Source organism: Cupriavidus alkaliphilus (genome assembly GCF_014191175.1).
GTDB lineage: Bacteria > Pseudomonadota > Gammaproteobacteria > Burkholderiales > Burkholderiaceae > Cupriavidus > Cupriavidus alkaliphilus.
On record NZ_JACHWE010000001.1, the window covers coordinates 425,695 to 449,025 of the forward strand.

Below are 23,331 nucleotides of genomic sequence, written 5' to 3' on the forward strand. Positions count from 1 at the left end.
GAACACCATGGCACGCATGAAATTTATCTGTGACGCCGAGCGCTGCATCGAGTGCAACAGCTGCGTCACTGCCTGCAAGAACGAGCACGAGGTGCCCTGGGGGGTGAACCGGCGCCGCGTGGTCACGGTCAACGATGGCATGGTCGGCGCCGAGAAATCGATCTCGGTGGCCTGCATGCACTGCTCGGACGCCCCCTGCATGGCGGTCTGCCCGGTCGACTGCTTCTACCGCACCGAGGATGGCGTGGTGCTGCACGACAAGGACGTCTGCATCGGCTGCGGCTACTGCTCCTATGCCTGTCCGTTCGGCGCGCCGCAGTTTCCGTCGACCGGCACCTTCGGCGTGCGCGGCAAGATGGACAAGTGCACCTTCTGCGCCGGCGGTCCGGAGAAAAACGGCTCGGAGGCCGAGTTCGAGAAATACGGCCGCAACCGGCTCGCCGAAGGCAAGCTGCCGCTGTGCGCCGAGATGTGCTCGACCAAGGCGCTGCTGGGCGGCGACGGCGACGTGATTGCCGACATCCTGCGCAACCGCGTGATCAAGCGCGGCACCGGCGGCGACGTGTTCGGCTGGGGCACGGCCTACGGCAATGCCCAGGCCGGCGCGAAGCCCGCGGCACCGGCGCAGCAGCCCGCGCCGGCACCAGCCGCGCCCGCCGCGCCGACCGCGCCGGCAGCCACGGCACCCGCAGGAGGGAAAGCGTCATGAATCGCATCCGCGTCGTTGCACTGGTGTCGCTGTGCGGCGTGCTGCTGGCCGCGTGCGGCGAAAAGCCGCAGACCATCGGCCCGTCGCACCGCAAGGCCGACGCCCAGGCGTTCCAGGGGGCCCCGGACGACCCGTTCGTGGCCAAGGGCTGGACCGCGGGCGACCGCAACAGCTGGAACAACCAGATCCGCCAGCGCAACCAGTTGCAGAACGAGTACAACCGGGTGCAATGACCGCGCCGCCGTGTGGATTTCCCGCCAGCCGGGAACTGAAGGAGGGGCTATGACGCCGTCGCACAATCGATGCCGCGCCGCAGGCTGGCGTGGGTGGCTGGCCGCCGGTGCGCTGGCGCTGGCGGCCGTCGCCGGCAATGCCGGCGCGCAGGCCCCGGCACCCGCGCCCGGGCCGTCGACCGGACCGGCGACCGAATCGGCCAGCGCCGACGCCAACAACCCGGCCACCCATCCGGCCCAGCCGCTGGCCGGCATTGCCTCCGAGAACATCTTCAACATCCCGCCGCGTGACATCGCCGCCGAGGCCAGGTCGCAGCAGCAGCGCAGCGTCACGCAGCCCGGCAACAACGCGCCGATGTGGCGCGAGGTCAATTCCGACCAGCGCCACTACAGCAGCCTGCCCGACAAGGAAGCCGGGGTGCTGATCCAGCGCACCGGCCAGTCGTGGCGGCTGTTCCGCAACGGCGTCATCACGGTCTGGGGCGGCTGGCTGCTGCTGATCGTGCCGGTGGTGATCCTCGGCTTCTTCCTGTGGCGCGGCACCATCCCGCTGCGCACGCCCAAGACCGGCCGCATGATCGAGCGCTTTACCCCGCTCGAGCGCATCGTGCACTGGACCATGGCGATTTCCTTCGTGGTGCTGGCGGTGTCGGGCATCGTGATGCTGCTGGGCAAGCATTTCCTGCTGCCGTTGATGGGCCATATGCTGTTCGGCTGGCTCAGCTACATCCTGAAGAACCTGCACAACGTGGTGGGGCCGATCTTCACGCTGTCGGTGATCGTCGCCTTCGTGGTGTTCCTGCGCGACAACCTGCCCAGCCGCGACGACGTCCGCTGGGTCACCAGCCTGGGCGGATTGGCCTCGGGCAAGCACGTGCCGAGCGGGCGCTTCAACGCCGGCGAGAAGATGTGGTTCTGGGTGGGCGTGTTCGTGTTCGGCGTGGTGCTGTCGGCCTCGGGCTGGGTGCTCGACATGATCGTGCCGGGCATGGACTACTACCGCGCCACCATGCAGATCGCCAACGTGATCCACGGCATCTCGGCGGTGCTGATGATTGCCATGGCGTGCGGCCATATCTATATGGGCACCATCGGCATGGAGGGCGCGTACCGCGCCATGCGCGATGGCTGGGTCGACGAGGCCTGGGCCAAGGAGCACCACGAGCTCTGGTACGACGACATCAAGTCCGGCAAGATCCCGGCGCAGCGTTCGGCCGACTCCGATGCCGCAGCGGCCCGGCCGGCGCGGCAGAGTCCCGGCGAAGCCTGAAGCGGGCCCCACGACACAGCAGGAATCCACGACGATGACACGCATCCTGACGCTGATCGCCGTAGCCGCCGGTGCCGCCTGTGCGGCCTTCGCTCCGGGCGCGCTGGCCAAGCTGCCCGCGCCGACCGAGGCCCAGCAGGCCAAGTCCGCCGAGACCAGGGCCCGCGCCGCCTGGTCCGACAAGGTTGCGGCATACCAGTTGTGCCGTGCCCAGGACAAGATTGCCGCGCATTACCTGGCCGACCGCAAGGCGCACGGGCAGCAGGCGCGCGAGCCGGTGCAGACCGCCGCCTGCGCCGATCCGGGACCGTTCGTGGCGCCGGTCGCGGCCATCGCCAGCACCGCCGGTGCCCCCGCGGCAGGCGCGGTACAATCCCCCGCAAAGGCGCCGTAACTTCCGCCCCCTGCATGCCGCTCGGGGCTTCACCCGCAGCCCCGAGTCCCTCGTCATGACCTTGCGTCCCGAGCTTACCCAGGCAGCCGTTCCCCTGATCGAAGAGGTTGAAGTCGTCGACGAGCAAGGGCGCGTGCGCGCGGCCTACCTGCCGGGCGAGCGGCCGCTGACGGTCTATCTCGACAAGCGCGAGCTGGTCACGCTGATGACGCTGGGCGGCGCGCCCGAGCACCTGGTGCTGGGCTACCTGCGCAACCAGCGCCTGGTGGAATCGATCGAGGACATTGCCGCGGTGCAGGTCGACTGGGAGACCGAATCGGCCGCGGTGACCACCCGCACCGGCGTCGACCGCATCGAGGAGCGCACCGCGCGCCGCGTGGTGACCACGGGCTGCGGCCAGGGCACCGTGTTCGGCTCGCTGCTGGACGAGGTCGACAGCATCCGGCTGCCGGTTGGCGCCATGCTGGACCAGGACACCCTGTACGGCATCATCGATACCATCCGGCTGCAGCAGTCGGTGTACAAGCAGGCCGGCTCGGTGCATGGCTGCGCGCTGTTCCAGGGCACCGAGCTGCTGATGTTCGTCGAGGACGTCGGCCGCCACAATGCGGTCGATGCCATTGCCGGGCGCATGTGGCTGGAAGGCATGAGCGGCGGCGACAAGATCTTCTACACCACCGGACGCCTTACTTCCGAAATGGTGATCAAGGGCGCGCAGATGGGTATCCCGTTCCTGCTGTCGCGCTCGGGCGTGACGCAGATGGGCTACCAGATGGCCCGGCGCGTCAACCTGACGCTGTTTGCGCGCTGCACCGGCAAGCACTTCCTGCTCTATACCGGGCGCGAGCGCTTCCGCCACCGCCAGCCCGAAGACATCGTGGCGTAGCGGTCACTTGCCCGCCAGCCTCCAGGCTTGAAGGACGTGCGCCGAATGGTTGTACAATGCGGCGCACTCCGAGCCGTCTATCCTCCCAACCTTATGAGCATCAAATCCGACAAATGGATCCGCCGCATGGCGGAGCAGCACGGCATGATCGAGCCGTTCGAGCCAGGCCAGGTCCGGGAGGCCGACGGGCGCAAGATCGTGTCGTACGGCACCTCGAGCTACGGCTACGACATCCGCTGCGCCGACGAATTCAAGATCTTCACCAATATCAACAGCACCATCGTCGACCCGAAGAACTTCGACGAGAAGTCGTTCGTCGACTTCAAGGGCGAGGTCTGCATCATCCCGCCCAATTCGTTCGCGCTGGCGCGCACGATGGAATACTTTCGCATCCCGCGCAGCGTGCTGACCATCTGCCTGGGCAAGAGCACCTACGCCCGCTGCGGCATCATCGTCAACGTGACGCCGTTCGAGCCGGAATGGGAAGGCTACGTGACGCTGGAGTTCTCCAATACCACGCCGCTGCCGGCCAAGATCTACGCCGGCGAGGGTTGCGCCCAGGTATTGTTCTTCGAGAGCGACGAGATCTGCGAGACCTCGTACGCCGACCGGGGCGGCAAGTACCAGGGCCAGCACGGTGTCACACTGCCGAAGACCTGAGCGCATTACAATCCGGCGTTTGCCGGCACGGCGGGCCTGCCAGGGCCGCCAAACCTGACGTGAGAGCCACATGCCGCCGTCGCAGGGAACCCCTGCGGGCCATGTGGCTCAAGTCCTTTATGTCCTGCTTTCCATCAAGGATGCCCGATGAAATTCCGCTTCCCCGTCATCATCATTGACGAAGACTTCCGCTCAGAGAACATCTCCGGCTCGGGCATCCGCGCGCTGGCCGAGGCGATCGAGAAAGAGGGCATGGAAGTCATGGGGCTGACCAGCTACGGCGACCTGACCTCGTTCGCCCAGCAGGCCAGCCGGGCATCGACCTTCATCGTGTCGATCGACGACGACGAATTCGCCAGCGACAGCGAGGAGCTCGAGGCCGCCGCGATCGAGAAGCTGCGCGCCTTTGTCACCGAGGTGCGCCGCCGCAACTCGGACCTGCCGATCTTCCTGTACGGCGAGACCCGCACCTCGCGCCATATCCCCAACGATATCCTGCGCGAGCTGCACGGCTTCATCCACATGTTCGAGGACACGCCCGAATTCGTGGCGCGCCACATCATCCGCGAGGCCAAGGTCTACCTGGACACGCTGGCGCCGCCGTTCTTCAAGGCGCTGATCGACTACGCGCAGGACAGCTCGTATTCGTGGCACTGCCCGGGGCACTCGGGCGGCGTGGCCTTCCTGAAGAGCCCGGTCGGCCAGGTGTTCCACCAGTTCTTCGGCGAGAACATGCTGCGCGCCGACGTCTGCAACGCCGTCGACGAACTGGGCCAGCTGCTGGACCACACCGGCCCGGTGGCCGCGTCGGAGCGCAACGCCGCGCGCATCTTCAACTCCGACCACATGTATTTCGTCACCAACGGCACCTCCACCTCGAACAAGATGGTGTGGCATGCCAACGTGGCGCCGGGCGACATCGTGGTGGTGGACCGCAACTGCCACAAGTCGATCCTGCACGCCATCATGATGACCGGCGCGATCCCGGTGTTCCTGATGCCGACGCGCAACCACTACGGCATCATCGGCCCGATCCCGAAGAGCGAGTTCGATCCGCAGACGATCAGGAAGAAGATCGCCAATCACCCGTTCGCCAGCAAGGCGAAGAACCAGAAGCCGCGCATCCTGACCATCACCCAGGGCACCTACGACGGCGTGCTGTACAACGCCGAGCAGATCAAGGAAATGCTGGCGGCCGAGATCGACACGCTGCACTTCGACGAAGCCTGGCTGCCGCACGCGGCGTTCCACGACTTCTATCGCAACATGCACGCGATCGGCAAGGATCGCCCGCGCAGCAAGGACGCGCTGGTGTTCGCCACGCAGTCCACGCACAAGCTGCTGGCCGGCCTGTCCCAGGCCTCGCAGATCCTGGTGCAGGATTCGGAGACGCGCAAGCTGGACCGCTACCGCTTCAATGAAGCGTACCTGATGCACACCTCGACCAGCCCGCAGTACTCGATCATCGCCTCGTGCGACGTGGCCGCGGCGATGATGGAAGCGCCGGGCGGCACCGCGCTGGTGGAAGAAAGCATCCAGGAAGCGATGGACTTCCGCCGCGCCATGCGCAAGGTCGAGGGCGACTACGATGCCGGCAACAACGGCGACTGGTGGTTCAAGGTGTGGGGCCCTGACGCGCTGATCGAAGACGGCATCGGCGACCGCGAGGAATGGATGCTGAAGGCCAACGAGCGCTGGCACGGCTTCGGCGACCTCGCCGACGGCTTCAACCTGCTCGACCCGATCAAGGCCACCATCATCACCCCGGGCCTGGACGTCGACGGCGAGTTCAGCGAGCGCGGCATCCCGGCGGCGATCGTCACCAAGTACCTGGCCGAGCACGGCATCATCATCGAGAAGACCGGGCTGTACTCGTTCTTCATCATGTTTACCATCGGCATCACCAAGGGCCGCTGGAATTCGCTGGTGACCGAGCTGCAGCAGTTCAAGGACGACTACGACCAGAACCAGCCGCTGTGGCGCGTGCTGCCGGAATTCGTCGCCAAGTATCCGCAATACGAGCGCATGGGCCTGCGTGACCTGTGCGATGCGATCCACAGCGTGTACAAGGCCAACGACGTCGCGCGTGTGACCACGGAGATGTACCTGTCGGACATGGAGCCGGCGATGAAGCCGTCGGACGCGTGGGCCATGATGGCCCACCGCGAGATCGAGCGCGTGCCGGTCGACGATCTGGAAGGGCGTGTCACCGCCATCCTGCTGACGCCGTACCCGCCGGGCATTCCGCTGCTGATCCCGGGCGAGCGCTTCAACCGCACCATCGTGCAATACCTGAAGTTCGCGCGCGAGTTCAACAAGCTGTTCCCCGGCTTCGAGACCGACATCCACGGCCTGGTGGAGGACGAGGTCGACGGCAAGAAGGCGTACTTCGTCGACTGCGTGAAGCAGGGCGCCTGAGCGCCAGCCGGCCTCCCGCCGATGCAGCAAGGGCCCCGCCAAGGCGGGGCCCTTTCTTTTTGTCCTAGCTGAATGGATTCAGCACCATCGTGCCGGTGCCGCGGAAGTCCGCGACATTGCGCGTGACGATGGTGAGGCGGTGGATCAGCGCGGTGGCGGCGATGAACTTGTCCAGCGCGTGCTCGGGCCCCGCCGCGCGCAACTGGCCCCACACCTGCGCGACCTCGGCATCGACCGGCAGCACCTGTCGGCCGAAGTCCTCCAGCACATGGGCCAGCCAGCGCTCCAGCAGCGCCGCCTGCACCGCGTCGCCGCGATGGCGGATCAGTGCCACGCCGCGCTGCAGTTCGCCCACGGTCAGCGCCGACAGGTAGAGCGCGGCCCCATCGCGCGCCGCCTGCCGGAAGAAGGCGCGGACACCGGGGTTGGCGCGCTCCCGCTTGCGGGTCTCGCTGATGACGTTGGTATCAATCAAATACACGCGGCGCCTCGCCCGTATCCTGGATGCGCTCGAAGTCGGCGTCCTGCCCGACGTCCGGCATGGCGGACAGCACCTCGGCAAAGCTGCGCCGGGCCGTGCCGCCCAGCGCCTGCGCAAGGATGGCGCGGTGTTCTGCCTCGGCGCTGCGGCCATTGGCGACGGCCTGCTCGCGCAGGCGCTGGACCAGTGCTTCATCGACGCCACGAACCAGTAGGGTTGCCATCGTGAACTCCTCACCGTTGGATGGCGTGATGATAGCATTGTTATCACTACGGCGGTCACGTATCGATGGCAGGCAGAAGATCGGGGTCGCGGCGAAGTGCCCCGCGCATTTGGTGCTCGGCATGGTGTTCTCCTGGGTCATGGGCTGAACGCAGGAACCAGTCTGGGCCGTGCCGCCCCGCTGGTCGATGAGCCGATTCGCAATTGCGCGGGGTGCCTCGCCGCGACGCCGATGCCTGGCGCGTCAGCGCTGCGCCAGCACTTCTTCCAGCGTCACGTGCCCCTGGAAGCCGCCCGCGCTCTGCGCCGGCGCCTGGCGCTCGATGGCATGGGCAAAGCGCACCGCCGGATCGGCTTCCAGCTGGTTGTAGAGGCGTTGCAGGTTCGGGAAGTCCTCGACGTTCAGCACCTTGTGGTATTTCGACCAGCGCGCGATACCGCTGAAGTAGGCGTCGGCCACGGTGCGGTGCTCACCCAGCAGCCAGGGCCGCTCGCCCAGCATGGCTTCGAGTTCCTGATGCACATGGCGGACCTGCTCCGTGCCGTAGCGGACCAGCGCCGGCCGGTCGCTCTCGTCCACGCCCTCCAGTGCGTGCCAGAGCGGGGCAAAGGCGCCGAAGTAGCTGGTGTTGAGGTAGGCCAGTTGCTGGTTGAGCCGGTCGAACTCACGCGTGCCCTGGGCAAAGCCGAGCTTGCGCCCGATGCCGAGTGCGCCGATGTGGTTCAGGATCGCCATGCTTTCGCTGAGGAAGTTGCCTTGCGCGTCCATCAGCGTCGGCGTTTCGCCGACCGGGTTGATCTGGCGGTAGGCATCGCTGGTCACGACTTCGGGCATTTCGATGCGGCTCAGGCGATAGGGCTGGCCAAGCCATTCCAGCGCGACGATCGAGCCGAAGGAGCAGCCGGAGGGAACGCCGTAGAAGAGGGTGGGGGTAGTCATGGGTAGTTCTCCTGGATTTCGGTTAGGGCCCGCCGATCGGGCACGGGTGAACTGTAGATGCATGGACTTTGCGTGAGTAGTAGGCAAAAATTCGACATATCGTCCACATACATAGACTTTGCCTGCGATGATCAACCTCAACGACCTGCGCTTCTTCGTCGTCGCCGTGACCCATGGCGGTTTTGCCGCCGCGGGGCGGGCGCTGGGGGTGCCCAAGTCCACGGTCAGCAAGCGCGTGGCCGAGCTGGAGCAGGCCCTGCAGGCACGGCTGCTCTACCGCAGTTCGCGCAGCTTCACGCTGACCGATGCCGGCCGGGACTTCTACGATCACGCGCACGCCGCGCTGATCGAAGCCGAGGCCGCGCAGGAGGCGGTGCAGCGGCGCGTGGCCGAGCCCAGCGGCACGGTGCGGATCACCGCCGCGGTGCCCACTGCGCAGCGCTACCTGGCACCGCACCTGCCGGCGCTGGCGCGCGCCTATCCGCGCCTGCACGTACAGCTGGAGGTGTCCGACCGCATGGTCGACCTGGTGCAGGAAGGCTTCGATATCGCCGTGCGCAGCCATTTCGCGCCGCTGCCGGACTCCGGCCTGGTGCAACGCCAGCTTGCCGTCGAGGACATCGTGCTGGTGGCGTCGCCCGACTACCTGGCCGGGCGCGGCACGCCGGAAGCGCCCGCGCAGCTGTCCGGCCACGACGGGCTGCTGACCGGGGCCGCCGCGGGCACGTGGCGCCTGTGGGGTCCGCAGGGCGCGCGCGTGGAAGCCAGCCCGGTGCCGCGCATGACCGTGAACGAATCCACGGTGCTGCTCGGCGCGGCCATCGCGGGACTGGGCATCGTGCCGCTGCCGCACGAGCTGTGCCGCGCGGCGCTGGCGGCCGGGCAACTCGCGCGCGTGCTGCCGCACTGGACCGCCGGCAGCGTGACCACCACGCTGCTGTTGCCGGCGCGGCGCGGGCAGTTGCCCGGGGTGCGGGCCACCGTCGACTTCCTGGTGCAATGCCTGGCGCCGGGCGGCGCGGGCAACGCCATGCCACAATGAAAAAGCCCCGCATTGCTGCGGGGCCTGGGGGTTGCCGGAGACTTCCGCCGGCGCAGTCCTATTTCTTCTTTTCGAACTCGAACTGCGGCGCGGCCGATTCGCTTTCCGCCGGGGGCTGCGTCGGCAACTCGAGCGAGCCGGACTCGGCCGGCGCGGAACCCGGGCCCGGAATCGACAAGCCCGGCGCGGTGGGCTTGGGGCTGCTGCCTTCCAGGTCGAGGTTGAGGTCGCGCGTGATGCTGCGGTCCTGGGCCTTCTGCGTGCCGGTGCTGACCAGGCCGGGGAAGACGATGATCAGCGCCACCATCACCAGCTGGATCACCACGAACGGCACCGCGCCCCAGTAGATTTCGGAGGTCTTGACCTCGCGCGGGGCCACCGAGCGCAGGTAGAACAGCGAGAAGCCGAACGGCGGGTGCATGAACGAGGTCTGCATGTTCACTGCCAGCAGCACGCCGAACCAGATCAGGTCGATGCCGAGCTTGTCGGCCACCGGGCCCACCAGCGGCACCAGGATAAAGGCCAGCTCGAAGAAGTCCAGGAAGAACGCCAGCAGGAAGAACAGCACGTTCACCGCCACCAGGAAGCCGGTCTGGCCGCCAGGCAGCGCGGTCAGCAGGTGCTCGACCCAGATATGCCCGTCCACGCCATAGAACGTCAGCGAGAACACGCGCGCGCCGATCAGGATGAAGATCACGAAGGCCGACAGCTTGAGCGTGGCTTCCATGGCCTGCCTGGTCAGGCCCAGGTCGAGGCGGCGCTTCACCAGGGCCAGGATCAGGGCGCCGAGCGCGCCCATGCCGCCGCCTTCGGTCGGCGTGGCCACGCCGATGAAGATGGTGCCCAGCACCAGGAAGATCAGCGCCAGCGGCGGGATCAGCACGAAGGTGACCTTCTCCGCCATCTGCGACAGCAGGCCCAGCTTCAGCGTCTTGTTGATCACCGCCAGCACGAAGGCGAACAGGATCGCCGCGCCCACCGAGACCACCAGGCGCTCATCCAGCGGGGCTTCGGGCTTGTAGAGCTTGTCCACCGCCACGCCCACCGCCACCGCCAGCGCGGTCAGCACCAGCACCGAGGCGGCGCCGCTCTTGCCGGTGGGCTCGCGGAAGGTGCGCGCCTCGATCGGCAGCGCCGGCGCGGCGGATGGCTTGATCAGCGTGACCAGCAGCACGTACAGCATGTACAGGCCGGTCAGCACCAGGCCCGGCACGAACGCGCCCTTGTACATGTCGCCCACCGAACGGCCGAGCTGGTCGGCCAGCACGATCAGCACCAGCGACGGCGGGATGATCTGCGCCAGCGTGCCCGACGCCGCGATCACGCCCGATGCCAGCCGCTTGTCGTACTTGTACTTGAGCATCAGCGGCAGCGAGATCAGCCCCATCGAGATCACCGATGCCGCCACCACGCCGGTGGTCGCCGCCAGCAGCGCGCCGACGAAGATCACCGCGTAGGCCAGGCCGCCGCGGATCGGGCCGAACAGCTGCCCGATGGTGTCGAGCAGGTCCTCGGCCATGCCCGAGCGTTCCAGGATCAGGCCCATGAAGGTGAAGAACGGGATCGCGAGCAGCGTATCGTTCTCGATGATGCCGAACAGCCGGCTGGGCAGCGCCTGCAGCAGTTCGGCCGGCAGCATCCCCAGCTCGATGCCGATAAAGGCGAACAGCAGCCCGTTGGCGGCCAGCGCAAAGGCGATCGGGAAGCCCGACAGCAGGAATACCACCAGCGAGGCGAACATGATCGGTGCCATGTTCGCGATCAGGAATTGCGTCATCGTGCGCGCCTCTTATCGTTTTTCAGACGGGGCGGTCTGGTTGGCCTGCGCGATCGCGGCGATTTCCAGCGCCGGATCGACCGCGTGCTTGCGGAAGGCCGAGAACGGCAGTTCCCCCTTCAGGTAGGCAAAGCGCTTGATCAGCTCGGACAGGCCCTGCAGGATCATCAGGGCAAAGCCCGCCACGATCAGGAACTTGGCCGGCCAGCGGATCAGGCCGCCGGCATTGCCGGACATTTCATGGCCGGCGTAGGACAGCCAGAAGTAGGGGATCGACAACCAGAGGATGATGGCGCAGATCGGCAGCAGGAAGAACAGGATGCCGAACACATCGATCCAGACCTGGGTGCGCTCGGAGAAACGGCCGGCGACGACGTCGATGCGCACATGCTCGTCGCGGCGCAGGGTGTACGGGGCGCCGAGCAGGAACACGCCGGCGAACATATACCACTGCAGTTCAAGCCAGGCGTTGGAACTGATGCTGAAGGTGTAGCGAATGATGGCGTTGCCTGCGCAGACCAGCACGGCCAGCAGGACCAGCCATTTCGCCCACTGCCCGATGAAAGCATTCACGGCGTCGATAAGCCGCGAGATCCTCATGAGGGAAGACATGTGATCGTCCTAGGGATTGGGGGATACAGGGGTGGCGCGTTAGTCTACGGCGTCGGCGGCCCCGCATCTTTAGGGTGAATCCCCAGTGCATCACATTTTCCCGCGAATTTGCACCAGTTATGTGCAGATTCGCCGGCCCTTCCGCGCCGATTCCATATTCCCGGATGGGAAATCGACGCGAGGCCGTGTCCGCTTCATGCAATATGCAACAGTCGTCGGTGCGCCGGCGCACGGAAAAGAAAAACGGGAGCTTGCGCTCCCGTTGCGGCTTGCCGGGTTACCCGGGAACGACGGTCAGCCGTTCAGCGCCTTGCGGGCCGCGGCGATGGCCGCGCGCACCTGGTCCGGCGCGGTGCCGCCGATATGGTTGCGCGCCGCGACCGAGCCTTCCAGCGTCAGCACCGCGTGCACATCGTCGCCGATCAGCGCGGCCTGGTCGCCCAGGCCGGAGACCTCGCGCAGCTCGGCCACGGTCAGGTCGGCCAGGTCGCACTGGCGGCCGTCGCAGGCGCGCACGGCGTGGGCCACGGCCTCATGCGCGTCGCGGAAGGGCAGGCCCTTCTTTACCAGGTAGTCGGCCAGGTCGGTGGCGGTGGCATAGCCCTGCAGCGCGGCGGCGCGCATCGCTTCGGGCTTGACGCTGATGCCAGGCACCATGTCGGCGAAGATGCGCAGGGTGTCGACCACGGTATCGACCGTGTCGAACAGCGGCTCCTTGTCTTCCTGGTTGTCCTTGTTGTACGCCAGCGGCTGGCCCTTCATCAGCGTCAGCAGGCCGATCAGGTGGCCGTTGACGCGGCCGGTCTTGCCGCGCGCCAGTTCGGGCACGTCCGGGTTCTTCTTCTGCGGCATGATCGAGCTGCCGGTGCAGAAGCGGTCGGCGATGTCGATAAAGCCCACGCGCGGGCTCATCCACAGCACCAGCTCTTCCGAGAAGCGCGACACGTGGGTCATCACCAGCGCCGCGGCGGCGCAGAATTCGATGGCGAAGTCGCGGTCCGAGACGGCATCCAGCGAATTGCGGCAGACGCCGTCGAAGCCCAGCTGCTGGGCCACGAACTCGCGGTCGATCGGATAGCTGGTGCCGGCCAGCGCGGCGGCGCCCAGCGGCAGGCGGTTGACGCGCTTGCGGCAGTCGGCCATGCGCTCGGCATCGCGCGTGAACATCTCGTTGTACGCCAGCAGGTGGTGGCCGAAGGTGACCGGCTGCGCCACCTGCAGGTGGGTAAAGCCCGGCAGGATGGTGTTGGCGTGCTGCTCGGCCAGGTCCAGCAGCGAGGTGCGCAGCGCGCCCAGCAGCACGATGATGTTGTCGATCTCGCTGCGCAGCCACAGGCGGATGTCGGTCGCGACCTGGTCGTTGCGCGAGCGGCCGGTGTGCAGGCGCTTGCCGGCATCGCCCACCAGCGCGGTCAGGCGCGCCTCGATATTCAGGTGGACGTCTTCCAGGTCCAGCTTCCATTCGAAGCTGCCGGCCTCGATCTCGCCCCGGATCTGCGCCATGCCGCGCTCGATCTCGGCGCGGTCGGCCTCGGCGATGATGCCCTGCTGCGCCAGCATGGCCGCGTGGGCCAGCGAGCCCTGGATGTCGAACAGGGCCAGGCGCTTGTCGAAGAACACCGAGGCGGTGTAGCGCTTCACCAGGTCGGACATCGGTTCGGAGAAGCGGGCGGACCAGGCTTCGCCTTTCTTGGCAAGTTGGGAGGTGGACATGGACGTCGGCTGCAGTGGCTCGCGCGGCAGGCTGCCGGCGTGCGGACGGCGGCGGGCGCGAAAAATTGGGAAACGGCGATTATATCGCCCGGCGGCACGCTGGCGGTGCGGGCCGCACCGGTGGGGCGGTGCTCAGGGCCGGCTGTGGATCACGGGCCCCTTGAACACTACCGGACCGGTGGGCCCGTCCGCACTCGGCGAGCCGCCGGCCGGTTCGATACTGACGGCCAGCGCGGGCACCGCGGTCAGCGGCTGCGCCAGCGCCAGCCGCGCTTGCGGCACCCGGCCGATGAGGCCCAGGGACTGCGGCTTGCCGCGTTCCGGCAGCGCCCACAGCTGCAATACCTGCTGATCGTTCAGCTTCAGGTGATCCAGCCGGCGCACCACAAGGTCGCCGCTGCCTGCGTCCCAGGACACCAGCATGGCCGGCTGCGCGCGGTCGTCGTTGAGCACGGCGATGACGTCGGCGCGCGCCGCGTCGCGCTGCTGCGCCAGGTGCATGCCGATGCCGATGGCCAATACCGCCACCAGCGCCATCGCCATCGCGGCGCCGCGCCAGAATACCGGCGCCGACCACAGGCGCTGCCACCAGCTGCCGGCGTCGAGGCCAGGGGTGCGGGCTACGGCGGGCTGACTGCGCTCTTGCGCCGCCTTCCAGCCAAGCCTTTCCTCGATCCCGCACCAGACCTTGTCGACCGGCTCGGCCGCCGCCTGCAATTCGGCCACGCCGGCAAGGCGCGCCTGCCAGCGGTGGATAGCCGCGCGCACCGCCGGCTCCTCGTGCGCCAGCCGCTCCAGGCGCCGGCGCGCGCCGCCGCGCAGCACGCCCAGCGCGTACTGGGCGGCGATCCGGTCGAGCAGGTCGGGGTGGCTGGCCAGCTTCATGCCGCGCCCTCCATGCAGCTGCGCAGCCGCTCCAGCCCGCGCCGGATCCAGGACTTGACCGTGCCCAGCGGCGCGCGCAGGCGCTCGGCCAGCTCGGCGTGGCTCAGGTCCTGCAGGTAGGCCAGCATGATGGCCTGGCGCTGTGACTGCTCCAGCCGCTGCAGGCAGCGGTTGAGCGCGCGCGCCTGCTGGCTGGCCTCGGCCAGCTCGGCGGGGCCGGCGGCGTCGTCGGCCAGCCATTCGGCCAGGTCCTGCTCGAGCTCGGCGGTCTGCGGCACGCGCGCCGCCGCCGCGCGGCGCAGGCAATCGAGCGCGCGGTTGCGCACGATCGCGGTCATCCACGTCATCGGCGCGGCCAGCTGCGGCCGGTAGTCGCCGGCGTGGTGCCAGATGCTGACAAAGCACTCCTGCACGACATCCTCCGCCCAATCGCGCCTGCCGGTAATACGCAGCGCAAGGCCAAACAGTTTCGTCGCGGTGAGGTCGTAGAGCGCGCGCAGCGCCTGGCGCTCGCCCACGGCGACGGCCTGCAGCAGTCCTTCCAGCCGGTCGGGGCTGGCGGGCGCGGCATAGGACGGCTGCGGGGAGGGCGGCACCGGCACGGCTCCTTGCAAGCTAGCTTTGCCGGATTATAGGTAGCGCTGCATCCGAACGCGCATCCAAACGCCCGGCAACTGCGTAGATGTCGACAGGCGCAAGCCAGGTACCCCGTCCCAGGGGCGCCACGTTGTCATCCCTCACAGGAGCACACCATGGACCGCATCTCACAGAGGCCCGCGCGCGAGCCCGCCATCATCGTCACGCCGCCGGACGCGCGCCGGCGCGGGCTGCTCAAGGCGCCCGGCCTGTTCGCGCTAGGCTCGCTGGCCGTCATCACGCTCGGCGAATCGATGCCGGCGTGGGCGCAGGCGCAATCGGGCAGCACCAAGGACGATATCAATATCCTCAACACCGCGCTCGGGCTGGAATACCAGGCGATCGCGGCCTACCAGCTCGGCGCCGAAAGCGGGCTGCTGCAGAAGCCGGTGCTGGCCACTGCGGTCAAGTTCCAGGACCACCACAAGGCCCATGCGCAGGTGCTGGCCGGCACGGTATCGAAGCTGGGCGGGACGCCGGTGGCGGCAAAGAAGGCCTCGGCGTATGAATTCCCGACTGACAAGCTGAAGACGCAGGCTGATGTGCTGCGTTTTGCCGCCGGGTTGGAGAAGGGCGCCACTTCGGCTTACCTGGGCGTGCTGCCGAATTTCTACAACCGCGAGCTGACGCGCGCCGCCGGCAGCATCCTCGGGGACGAGGCAATGCACTGGGCGGTGCTGCTGCACGCGCTGGGCGAGGATCCGGTGCCGGGGGCGTTTGTCGGGTGAAGCGACAAGGCTTGCCGATTGTTGGCTCCCCTCTCCCGCTTGCGGGAGAGGGGCGGGGGAGAGGGCAGGTGGTGGCAGGACTGCAGGGATGCAATGCCTCTGTACGAGCCGGCAGTGGAGATCCGGGCGGCGTCATGCTGGCAAGCGCCTGCCCTCTCCCCCGACCCCTCTCCCATGAATGGGAGAGGGGAGCCAACCGGCAGTCCGCGATTGCCGTCAACCCGTATTGCGCAACCCCGCCGCCACCCCGTTGATCGTCAGGTGGATCCCTCGCCGGACACGGATATCATCCCCATCCTTGCCGGCGCGGTAGCGCTTCAGCAGCTCCACCTGCAAGTGGTTCAGCGGGTCGAGGTAGGCAAAGCGGTTCTTGATCGAACGCGCCAGCAGCGGGTTGTCCGCCAGCCGTTCCTGGTGGCCGGTGATCAGCGCCAGCATGTCGCAGGTCAGGTGCCATTCCTTGCTGATGCGGTTGAACACGTTGCGGCGCAGCGCCGCGTCGTCGCACAGCTGCGCGTAGCGCGAGGCCACGGCCAGGTCGGTCTTGGCCAGCACCATGTCCATGTTGGACAGCAGCGTCGAGAAGAACGGCCAGGTCTTGACCATGCGCCGCAGCGTGGTGACGGCCTGCTTGCGCGCCTTGTCGTCCGGCGCGCTGTCGAGCAGCGAGCGCACCGCGCTGCCGAAGCCGTACCAGCCCGGCAGCAGCAGGCGGCACTGGCCCCACGAGAAGCCCCACGGGATCGCGCGCAGGTCTTCGATGCGGCGGTTCTTCTTGTCCATCAGCTTGCGCGAGGCCGGGCGGGAACCCAGGTTCAGGTCAGCGATCTCGGTGATCGGCGTGGTGGCGAAGAAGTAGTCCTTGAAGCCGGGGGTCTCGTAGACCAGGTCGCGATAGGCGGTGAAGGCGCGGTCCGACAGCTGCTGCATCACGGCCTCGAAGGTATCCAGGTCCTTCGGTGCATTCTGCTGCGGCAGCAGCGATGCCTCCAGCGTGGCGGCGACCACCGTCTCCAGGTTGCGCCGGCCGATCTCGGCGTTGGCGAACTTGCTGTTGATGATCTCGCCCTGCTCGGTCAGGCGGATCTGGCCGTTGACCGTGCCCGGCGGCTGCGACAGGATGGCCTGGTAGGTGGGGCCGCCGCCGCGGCCGACGGTGCCGCCGCGGCCGTGGAACAAACGCAGCTTGACGTTGCGCTGCTCGAACAGCTGCACCAGCTCCAGCTCGGCCTTGTACAGCTCCCAGGTCGAGGTCAGGAAACCGCCGTCCTTGTTCGAATCCGAGTAGCCCAGCATCACCTCCTGCTCGACCCCATGGTGCGCGACCACCGCGTCGAAGCCCGGCAGGTCCAGCAGCGACTGCATGATGCCGGCGGCGTTGCGCAAGTCTTCGATGGTCTCGAACAGCGGGATCACCATCAGTTCCATGCGCGCCGGGTCGGTCTTGCTGCCCAGCGTGCCCTGCAGCATCCCGGATTCCTTCTGCAGCAGCATCACCTCGACCAGGTCCGACAGCGTCTCGGTATGCGAGATGATGTAGTTGCGCGCCACGCGCTTGCCGTAGCGCGCACGCAGCTCGCGCGCGGCGGCGAAGATCGCCAGTTCCTTGCGGGTCTGCTCCGAGTACTGGTGCCACGGCAGCGTCAGCAGGCGCGGCTGGCGCAGTTCGGCCAGCAGCAGTTCGAGCTTGCGTTGCTCGGGCAGCGCGGCGTAGTCGGGGGCGATGCCGGCGGCGGCGAACAGTTCGGCGATGACCGCCTCGTGCACGTCCGAGACCTGGCGCATGTCGACCGAGGCCAGGTGGAAGCCGAACACGGCGATGGCGCGCGCCAGCGCGTCGATGCGGTGGCTGGCCAGCGCCTGGCCGTGGTGCGCGCGCAGCGAGTCGATCACCACCTGGATGTCGGCGCCGAAGGCCTCGGCGCTGTCATAGGGCTCGGCCGGCGCCACCGGGCGGCGGGTCGCGGCATGGCCGCTCAGCGCCTTGCAGGTGGCGGCCAGGCGCGCGTAGATGCCGATCAGCGCGCGCCGGTAGGGCTCGTCGGCACGGTGCTCGGAATGGTCGGGCGAACGCTCGGCCAGCGCCAGCAGTTCCGGGCTGGCGTCGACCATCAGCATCGACATCGACAGCTCGGCGCCGAGCGCGTGGACTTCGTCGAGGTACCAGTCCAGGATCAGCTGCGCCTGCTGGCCGGCGGCGTGCTCCAGGGTCTCGGCGGTCACGTTCGGGTTGCCGTCGCGGTCGCCGCCGATCCAGGAACCCATCTGCAGGAACGGCGCCAGCGGCGTTGCCTGCGCGCCCGGGGCACCGGGGGTGCCCTTGCGCTTGCGCGTGGCCGGGAACACCGCGGCGATGTCTTCTTCCAGCTCGCTCATCAGCTGCGGGATGCCGCGCAGGAAGGTGGTGCGGTAGTACGACAGCGCGTTCTCGATCTCGTCGGCCACCGTCAGGCGCGCGTCGCGCAGCATGCGGGTCTGCCACAGCGTGGTGACCTTGGCGCGCAGCTGGGCGGTGTTGTGCTCGCGCTCGCGCGCGGTCATCGGCAGGTCGCGCTCGGCCAGCAGGCGGGCGATCTCGCGTTCGGCGTCGAGGATGCTCTTGCGCTGGACTTCGGTCGGGTGCGCGGTCAGCACCGGCACGATCAGCGCCTCGTCCAGGAACTTGCGCAGCTGCTTGCCGGTGACGCCGGCGGCGTCGATCTTTTCCAGCGCATGCTGCAGGCTGCCGTCCTGCGGCGGCGAGCCGGCCAGCGCGTGCACGCGGCGGCGGCGGTTGTGGTGCTGGTCCTCGGCGATATTGGCCAGGTGCGAGAAATAGCTGAAGGCACGCACCACCTGGTTGGTCTGGTCGCGCGACAGGCGCTTGAGCAGCCGGTCCAGCTCGGCGCCGGCGGCGCGGTCATTCTCGCGGCGGAAGCGCACCGCGGTCTGGCGGATGGTCTCGACCACCTCGAACGCGGCGTCGCCTTCCTGCTCGCGCAGGCAGTCGCCCAGCAGGCGGCCCAGGAAACGGATGTCCTCGCGCAGCGGCACGTCCTTGTCGGCGGTGCGGCGGGCGGGGGCGGCGATGGTGGTTCCGTTGCTCGACACGATCGAAAGCCTGGGCTTGGCGGAGCGCTTGGCTGCGCGGGCGGGGCGGGGCGGTTTGGCGCTGGTTGCGCCGCTTGCGCCGGTTGCGTCACCTTTTGCGGCGGCCGAATCCTTGGCGGCCGCAGCGGTCTTCCGACCATTGGGCCGCGCAGCATGCTGCGTCATGCAATCTCCTCTTGCTTATCTAAGCTTATCTAATGGTGCGGAGGGGCGATTGGGGCGCGTGCTACCATTGACGCATGTCGTCCGCCACCCCGTCTTCCGCTACCGCTGTCGTGTCTCGCAACCTTCCGCAAAAGCTCGTCATTGCCTCCCGAGAGAGCCGTCTGGCGCTGTGGCAGGCAGAACATGTGCGTGCTGCATTGCAACAATACTATCCCGCGTGCGACGTGTCCATTCTTGGCATGACCACGCGCGGAGACCAGATTCTAGACCGTACGCTGTCCAAAGTCGGCGGCAAGGGTCTGTTTGTCAAAGAACTGGAGTTCGCGATGGACGAAGGCCGGGCCGACCTCGCGGTACATTCGCTCAAGGATGTGCCGATGGAGCTGCCCCCGGGCTTCACCCTGGCCGCGGTGATGGAGCGCGAGGACCCGCGCGACGCGCTGGTGTCGTCCGCTTATGTGTCGCTGGACGAAATGCCGGCCGGCACCGTGGTCGGCACCTCCAGCCTGCGCCGTGAGGCCGCGCTGCGCAGCCGCTATCCGCACCTGGTGGTCAAGCCGCTACGCGGCAACCTGGACACGCGGCTGGGCAAGCTCGATCGCGGCGACTATGGCGCCATCATCCTGGCTGCCGCGGGCCTGAAGCGGCTCGGGCTGGGCGACCGCATCCGCGCGCTGATCCCGGTCGAGGCGTCGCTGCCGGCCGCGGGCCAGGGCGCGCTGGGCATCGAGACCCTTTCCACCCGCCCCGAACTGGCCGAATGGCTGGCGCCACTGAACCACCAGCCGACCGCGCTGGCGGTTACCGCCGAGCGCGCCGTGTCGCGCCGGCTGGGCGGCTCCTGCCAGGTTCCGCTGGCGGCGCACGCGCGCTGGGACGGCGACCAGCTGCGACTGGAGGCCTTCGTCGCCTTGCCCGACGGTAGCCGCGCCATCCGCGCCGCGGCGGCCGGGCCGGCTGCCGACCTGGCTGCCGCCGAAGCGCTAGGCCAGGCTTGCGCCACCGACCTGCTGAAGCAGGGCGCCGAGTCGATCCTCGCCGCGCTGGCCGATTCAGGCGACGCCGCTTCTCCATCTCCCGCCTGAGGCTGCCCGATGCCCCGCCCGACCGTCGTTGTCACACGACCCGCCGGGCAGTCCCGGCAACTGACCGAGGCCCTGCAGGGCGCCGGTCTGGATGTACTCAGCTTCCCGCTGCTGGCGATCGGCCCGGCCGCTGACGACGCGCCGCTGCGCGCGGCGCTGGCGCGGCTGGAGACGTTTGCGCTGGTGGTGTTCGTCAGTCCCAATGCCATTGCCTTTGCGCTGGACGCGCTCGCCGGCGTGCAGGGCTCGGCCGTGGCGCGCTGGCCGGCTCAGGTGGCGGTGGCGGTGGTCGGCCCGGCCAGCGTCGCCGCGCTGGCCGAGCGCGGCATCGCCGCACCGGCATATCGCGTGATCGCGCCCGCGGGCGCCAATGCCAACGCGGCGGGCCATGACGATACCGTCCCCGATGCCGAGGCGCTGCGCTTCGATTCCGAGGCGCTGTGGGCGCAGCTCGATGCCGCCGCGCTGGCCGGCAAGCCGGTGCTGATCATCCGCGGCAACGGCGGGCGCGACTGGCTCGGCGAGCGCCTGCGCGAGGCCGGCGCCCAGGTCGAAGCCGTCGAGGCCTACCAGCGCACGCTACCCGAACCGACTGCGATGCAATGGCAGGCCGTGCGCGACAACCTGCGTCCCGGCGCCGCCCCGCATGCCTGGCTGCTAACCAGTTCCGAGGCGGTGCGCAACCTCGACGTGATGGCACGGCAGCATCTGTCGCCCCAGGAAGACGCTTCCCTGCGGCAGGTGCAGTGCATCGCGCCCCATGCGAGAATCGCCGAACAGGCGCTGGCGCTGGGCTTCGCCCATATCCAGCGCGCCGCGCCCGGCGATGCCGGCCTGCTGGCGGCGTGCCTGCAGTGGGCCGATGCCTATGCTGGCCCCGCGCCCGCCGGTCCTGCGCCATCGAGCCTGCCGGCACCGGTCGCGCCGGCGGCCGCCAAGCCGGTCGAAGCAACGCCGCCGGCCGCCGGTGCGCCTGCCGCAGTCCCTGCAATGTCAACGAAGGTCGAACGCGTGACGCAAGAAACCACGTCCTCCTCCGCTACGCCGCCGCCCGGCGCCGCCTCTGTCCACACGGCGCAGTCCGCGCAGGCGGTGCCGCCGCAAGGCGCCGGCCACGGCGGCGCTGCCCGTCCCGCCGCGCGCCGCTCCGCCGCGCTATGGGCGCTGGTCGCCGTGCTGGTGGTGGCGACCGCCGGTGGCTTCTGGTGGCTGCAGCAGCGTGTCGACCACCTGACCGGCGAGCTGGCGCGCCGCCAGCAAAGCAACGACGCCCTGGTGCAGGAGTCGCGCGTGCTGACGCGCAACGCGCAGGACACCGTCAAGGAACTGCAGGCCAAGGTCGGCGCGCTGGAGAACCAGGTCGGCGAGACCCGCGACAAGCAGGTGGCGCTGGAGCAGGTCTACCAGGACCTGATGCGCAACCGCGACGACTGGGAAATCGCCGAGATCCAGCAGTTGCTGACCAGCGCCGGCCAGCAGCTGCAACTGACCGGCAACGTGCAGGTCGCGCTGGCCGCGCTGCAAAGCGCCGACGCCCGCCTGGCGCGCACCGACAAGCCGCAATACAACCTGCTGCGCCGGGCCATCGCCCGCGACGTGGCGCGCATGAAGGCGGTGCCCGACACCGACCTGACCGGCGCCGCGATCAAGCTGGACGAAGCCATCAACCAGGTCGACGCGCTGCCGCTGCTGTCCAGCGAGCGCATGCTCGAACGCAGCGAGGCCGACGCCCGCAAGGGCGCCGCCGCCAACGGTGGCAATGGTGCCCAGGGCGCCAGCGCGCCGGCCGTCGCCAGCGGCACCGGTCCGGGCTGGTTCACCCGCTTCTGGGACTACCTGCGCGAAGAGCTGGCGCAGGTGATCCGCATCCGCAAGGTCGATGATGCCGAGGCACTGCTGCTGTCGGGCGACCAGGGCTGGTTCCTGCGCGAGAACGTCAAGCTGCGCCTGCTCAATGCGCGCCTGGCGCTGCTGTCGCGCAACGAGCCCGTGTTCCGCAACGACCTCGCCGCGGCGCAGGCGATGATCGGCCGCTATTTCGATACCAAGTCGCGACGAGTGCAGGGCGTGCTGACGCTGCTGCGCCAGGCGCAGGCCGGCGCGGTTTCGGTGCAACTGCCGACCATGGCCGAAAGCCTGGGCGCGCTGCAAGCCCTGAAGAAGGAGTAAGCCCATGCGCCTTCTGTTCTGGGTTGCGGTCCTGTTTGGCGGCGCCGTAGGGCTGGCCCTGTTCACGCAGTTCAACCACAGCAATGTGGTGCTGTTCTATCCGCCGTACCGTGTCGAGCTGTCGCTGAATCTGGCGCTGGCGCTGCTGCTGCTGATCTTCTTCGTGGTGTGGACGGTGATGTCCACCATCCGCCATCTGGCCGAGATGCCGCGCCGCGCCGCCGCCTACCGCGAGCGCAGCCGCATGAGCAAGGCCCAGGCGGCACTGCGCGAGTCGATCGAAAACCTGTTCGCCGGCCGTTTCGCCCGCGCCGAGCGCGCCGCGCGCGAAGCCCAGTCATGGGACGACCAGGCCCAGACCGCGGCGCTGATCGGCGCGCGCGCCGCCCACCGGATGCAGGAAACCGAGCGGCGCGACGCCTGGATGGCGCAAGTGACCGACCCCGAGCGCGAGCAGGCGCGGCTGGTGTCGATGGCCGAACTGCTGGTCGATGCCCGCGACGCCGACGGCGCGCTCGAAACTATCGCCCAGCTGCAGTCGCAGGGCGCGCGCCAGATCCACGTGCAGCGCATCGCGCTGCGCGCGCACCAGCACCTGAAGAACTGGTCCGAGGTGCTGCGCCTGGCGCGCTCGCTGGAAAAGCGCAACGCGCTGCATCCGGTGCTGGCGCTGCGGCTTAAACAGATGGCGGTCGAAGCCATGCTGGACGAGCGCCGCCACGATGCCGAGGCGCTGTCGGAGTTCTGGCGCTCCTTGTCCGCCGACGAGCGCCGCGCCACCCGCATCGCCGAACCGGCGGCGCGCTATTTCGCCGCACTGGGCCGGCAGAACGAGGCCCGCCGCATCATCGAAGACGCGCTCAAGGTCAACTGGGACAGCCGCCTGGTGCTGCGCTATGCCGATTGCGCCGTGCCCGGCCATGCGCTGCCGCAGATCCAGCAGGCCGAGAAATGGCTGGCCGCGCATCCCGCCGACGCCGACCTGTACTACACCCTGGGCGTGCTGTGCCTGGGCGAGAAGCTGTGGGGCAAGGCCCAGTCCAGCTTCGAGCGCGCGCTCAAGTATGCCGACCCCGACCAGCAGCGCCGCTTGCGCGTGCGCACGCACCTGGCGCTGGCGCGGCTGTTCGAGGAAACCGAGCGCTTCGAGGACGCGCAGCGCCACTATCGCGAAAGCGCGATGCTGGCCGCCTGAGCGACACGGCGGCCGGCGCGG

The 23,331-nt window shown here is 68.5% G+C and carries 21 protein-coding genes; 12 read left to right on the top strand and 9 right to left on the bottom strand.

What is annotated here, in order from left to right; genetic code table 11:
* Positions 1–7 precede the first annotated feature (7 nt).
* The 7 genes from fdh3B (at position 8) to FHX60_RS02100 (ending at position 6,570) form a co-directional block, all read left to right on the top strand.
* A complete protein-coding gene (gene fdh3B / locus FHX60_RS02070) occupies positions 8–709 on the top strand; it encodes a formate dehydrogenase FDH3 subunit beta (protein WP_092306741.1) in 702 nt (233 codons plus the stop codon).
* A complete protein-coding gene (locus FHX60_RS02075; protein WP_018008073.1) occupies positions 706–942 on the top strand; it encodes a hypothetical protein in 237 nt (78 codons plus the stop codon). The genes fdh3B and FHX60_RS02075 overlap by 4 nt, the downstream gene beginning before the upstream one ends.
* Positions 943–991: 49 nt before the next feature.
* Complete coding sequence (locus FHX60_RS02080) at positions 992–2,212, top strand: formate dehydrogenase subunit gamma (RefSeq protein ID WP_183282420.1); 1,221 nt, start codon at positions 992–994, stop codon at positions 2,210–2,212.
* Between the two features lie 34 nt (positions 2,213–2,246).
* Positions 2,247–2,606: a hypothetical protein gene (locus FHX60_RS02085; protein WP_183282421.1), complete on the top strand. Its 360-nt coding sequence runs from the start codon at positions 2,247–2,249 to the stop codon at positions 2,604–2,606.
* Positions 2,607–2,661: 55 nt separating this feature from the next.
* Entirely contained in the window at positions 2,662–3,492 is an 831-nt protein-coding gene (locus FHX60_RS02090) for a formate dehydrogenase accessory sulfurtransferase FdhD (RefSeq protein WP_092306747.1), read from the top strand.
* 93 nt (positions 3,493–3,585) lie between these two features.
* Positions 3,586–4,152, top strand: a complete 567-nt coding sequence (gene dcd / locus FHX60_RS02095) for a dCTP deaminase (protein ID WP_018008077.1) — start codon at positions 3,586–3,588, stop codon at positions 4,150–4,152.
* Between the two features lie 147 nt (positions 4,153–4,299).
* Positions 4,300–6,570, top strand: a complete 2,271-nt coding sequence (locus FHX60_RS02100) for an arginine/lysine/ornithine decarboxylase (RefSeq protein ID WP_112774404.1) — start codon at positions 4,300–4,302, stop codon at positions 6,568–6,570.
* A gap of 64 nt (positions 6,571–6,634) precedes the next feature.
* Here the strand turns inward: FHX60_RS02100 and FHX60_RS02105 are convergent, their stop codons facing one another.
* The 3 genes from FHX60_RS02105 to FHX60_RS02115 form a co-directional block, all read right to left on the bottom strand.
* Positions 6,635–7,051 carry a type II toxin-antitoxin system VapC family toxin gene (locus FHX60_RS02105; RefSeq protein WP_092306751.1) on the bottom strand — a complete coding sequence of 139 codons (417 nt, stop codon included), beginning with the start codon at positions 7,049–7,051 and terminating at the stop codon, positions 6,635–6,637.
* Positions 7,038–7,274: a FitA-like ribbon-helix-helix domain-containing protein gene (locus tag FHX60_RS02110; RefSeq protein ID WP_092306753.1), complete on the bottom strand. Its 237-nt coding sequence runs from the start codon at positions 7,272–7,274 to the stop codon at positions 7,038–7,040. Before FHX60_RS02110 ends, FHX60_RS02105 begins: the two co-directional genes overlap by 14 nt.
* Positions 7,275–7,517: 243 nt before the next feature.
* Positions 7,518–8,213, bottom strand: coding sequence for a glutathione S-transferase family protein (locus tag FHX60_RS02115; protein WP_183282422.1), 696 nt, complete (start codon positions 8,211–8,213; stop codon positions 7,518–7,520).
* A gap of 127 nt (positions 8,214–8,340) precedes the next feature.
* Between FHX60_RS02115 and FHX60_RS02120 the strand changes: the two genes are divergently transcribed.
* Positions 8,341–9,255: a LysR substrate-binding domain-containing protein gene (locus FHX60_RS02120; protein WP_183282423.1), complete on the top strand. Its 915-nt coding sequence runs from the start codon at positions 8,341–8,343 to the stop codon at positions 9,253–9,255.
* Positions 9,256–9,313: 58 nt separating this feature from the next.
* Here FHX60_RS02120 and FHX60_RS02125 read toward each other — a convergent pair whose 3' ends face one another.
* From FHX60_RS02125 to FHX60_RS02145, 5 genes are all read right to left on the bottom strand, one after another.
* Positions 9,314–11,032: a TRAP transporter large permease gene (locus tag FHX60_RS02125; RefSeq protein ID WP_183282424.1), complete on the bottom strand. Its 1,719-nt coding sequence runs from the start codon at positions 11,030–11,032 to the stop codon at positions 9,314–9,316.
* A gap of 12 nt (positions 11,033–11,044) precedes the next feature.
* Entirely contained in the window at positions 11,045–11,644 is a 600-nt protein-coding gene (locus FHX60_RS02130) for a TRAP transporter small permease subunit (protein ID WP_092306761.1), read from the bottom strand.
* A 294-nt stretch (positions 11,645–11,938) separates the two neighbouring features.
* A complete protein-coding gene (argH, locus tag FHX60_RS02135) occupies positions 11,939–13,357 on the bottom strand; it encodes an argininosuccinate lyase (RefSeq protein ID WP_183282425.1) in 1,419 nt (472 codons plus the stop codon).
* Between the two features lie 132 nt (positions 13,358–13,489).
* Positions 13,490–14,242 carry an anti-sigma factor gene (locus tag FHX60_RS02140; protein WP_183282426.1) on the bottom strand — a complete coding sequence of 251 codons (753 nt, stop codon included), beginning with the start codon at positions 14,240–14,242 and terminating at the stop codon, positions 13,490–13,492.
* Positions 14,239–14,838 (bottom strand): sigma-70 family RNA polymerase sigma factor, encoded by a 600-nt coding sequence (locus tag FHX60_RS02145; protein WP_183282427.1) that lies wholly within the window; start codon positions 14,836–14,838, stop codon positions 14,239–14,241. The genes FHX60_RS02140 and FHX60_RS02145 overlap by 4 nt, the downstream gene beginning before the upstream one ends.
* 156 nt (positions 14,839–14,994) lie before the next feature.
* Between FHX60_RS02145 and FHX60_RS02150 the strand changes: the two genes are divergently transcribed.
* A complete protein-coding gene (locus tag FHX60_RS02150; protein ID WP_112774409.1) occupies positions 14,995–15,606 on the top strand; it encodes a ferritin-like domain-containing protein in 612 nt (203 codons plus the stop codon).
* A gap of 216 nt (positions 15,607–15,822) precedes the next feature.
* On the opposite strand, the gene ppc is transcribed toward FHX60_RS02150, so the two are convergent.
* Complete coding sequence (gene ppc / locus FHX60_RS02155; protein WP_183282428.1) at positions 15,823–18,861, bottom strand: phosphoenolpyruvate carboxylase; 3,039 nt, start codon at positions 18,859–18,861, stop codon at positions 15,823–15,825.
* 74 nt (positions 18,862–18,935) lie between these two features.
* On the opposite strand from ppc, the gene hemC reads away from it, so the two are divergent.
* From hemC to FHX60_RS02170, 3 genes are read left to right on the top strand one after another with little or no spacing between them, the layout of a single operon-like run.
* Positions 18,936–19,946: a hydroxymethylbilane synthase gene (gene hemC, locus FHX60_RS02160; RefSeq protein WP_183282429.1), complete on the top strand. Its 1,011-nt coding sequence runs from the start codon at positions 18,936–18,938 to the stop codon at positions 19,944–19,946.
* Between the two features lie 9 nt (positions 19,947–19,955).
* On the top strand, positions 19,956–22,115 hold the full coding sequence (gene hemDX, locus FHX60_RS02165) for a fused uroporphyrinogen-III synthase HemD/membrane protein HemX (RefSeq protein WP_183282430.1): 2,160 nt from the start codon (positions 19,956–19,958) through the stop codon (positions 22,113–22,115).
* 4 nt (positions 22,116–22,119) lie between these two features.
* Positions 22,120–23,310 carry a heme biosynthesis protein HemY gene (locus FHX60_RS02170; RefSeq protein WP_092306776.1) on the top strand — a complete coding sequence of 397 codons (1,191 nt, stop codon included), beginning with the start codon at positions 22,120–22,122 and terminating at the stop codon, positions 23,308–23,310.
* Positions 23,311–23,331: the final 21 nt, after the last annotated feature.

Bases quoted from the DNA above. Each gene is read 5' to 3' on its own strand.
- FHX60_RS02090 (WP_092306747.1), top strand. From the start codon at position 2,662: ATGACCTTGCGTCCCGAGCTTACCCAGGCAGCCGTTCCCCTGATCGAA.
- hemC (WP_183282429.1), top strand. From the start codon at position 18,936: ATGTCGTCCGCCACCCCGTCTTCCGCTACCGCTGTCGTGTCTCGCAAC.
- FHX60_RS02100 (WP_112774404.1), top strand. From the start codon at position 4,300: ATGAAATTCCGCTTCCCCGTCATCATCATTGACGAAGACTTCCGCTCA.
- FHX60_RS02140 (WP_183282426.1), bottom strand. From the start codon at position 14,242: ATGAAGCTGGCCAGCCACCCCGACCTGCTCGACCGGATCGCCGCCCAG.
- FHX60_RS02170 (WP_092306776.1), top strand. From the start codon at position 22,120: ATGCGCCTTCTGTTCTGGGTTGCGGTCCTGTTTGGCGGCGCCGTAGGG.
- FHX60_RS02110 (WP_092306753.1), bottom strand. From the start codon at position 7,274: ATGGCAACCCTACTGGTTCGTGGCGTCGATGAAGCACTGGTCCAGCGC.
- FHX60_RS02130 (WP_092306761.1), bottom strand. From the start codon at position 11,644: ATGTCTTCCCTCATGAGGATCTCGCGGCTTATCGACGCCGTGAATGCT.
- FHX60_RS02125 (WP_183282424.1), bottom strand. From the start codon at position 11,032: ATGACGCAATTCCTGATCGCGAACATGGCACCGATCATGTTCGCCTCG.
- dcd (WP_018008077.1), top strand. From the start codon at position 3,586: ATGAGCATCAAATCCGACAAATGGATCCGCCGCATGGCGGAGCAGCAC.
- ppc (WP_183282428.1), bottom strand. From the start codon at position 18,861: ATGACGCAGCATGCTGCGCGGCCCAATGGTCGGAAGACCGCTGCGGCC.
- FHX60_RS02085 (WP_183282421.1), top strand. From the start codon at position 2,247: ATGACACGCATCCTGACGCTGATCGCCGTAGCCGCCGGTGCCGCCTGT.
- fdh3B (WP_092306741.1), top strand. From the start codon at position 8: ATGGCACGCATGAAATTTATCTGTGACGCCGAGCGCTGCATCGAGTGC.
- hemDX (WP_183282430.1), top strand. From the start codon at position 19,956: ATGCCCCGCCCGACCGTCGTTGTCACACGACCCGCCGGGCAGTCCCGG.
- argH (WP_183282425.1), bottom strand. From the start codon at position 13,357: ATGTCCACCTCCCAACTTGCCAAGAAAGGCGAAGCCTGGTCCGCCCGC.
- FHX60_RS02075 (WP_018008073.1), top strand. From the start codon at position 706: ATGAATCGCATCCGCGTCGTTGCACTGGTGTCGCTGTGCGGCGTGCTG.
- FHX60_RS02150 (WP_112774409.1), top strand. From the start codon at position 14,995: ATGGACCGCATCTCACAGAGGCCCGCGCGCGAGCCCGCCATCATCGTC.
- FHX60_RS02120 (WP_183282423.1), top strand. From the start codon at position 8,341: ATGATCAACCTCAACGACCTGCGCTTCTTCGTCGTCGCCGTGACCCAT.
- FHX60_RS02115 (WP_183282422.1), bottom strand. From the start codon at position 8,213: ATGACTACCCCCACCCTCTTCTACGGCGTTCCCTCCGGCTGCTCCTTC.
- FHX60_RS02080 (WP_183282420.1), top strand. From the start codon at position 992: ATGACGCCGTCGCACAATCGATGCCGCGCCGCAGGCTGGCGTGGGTGG.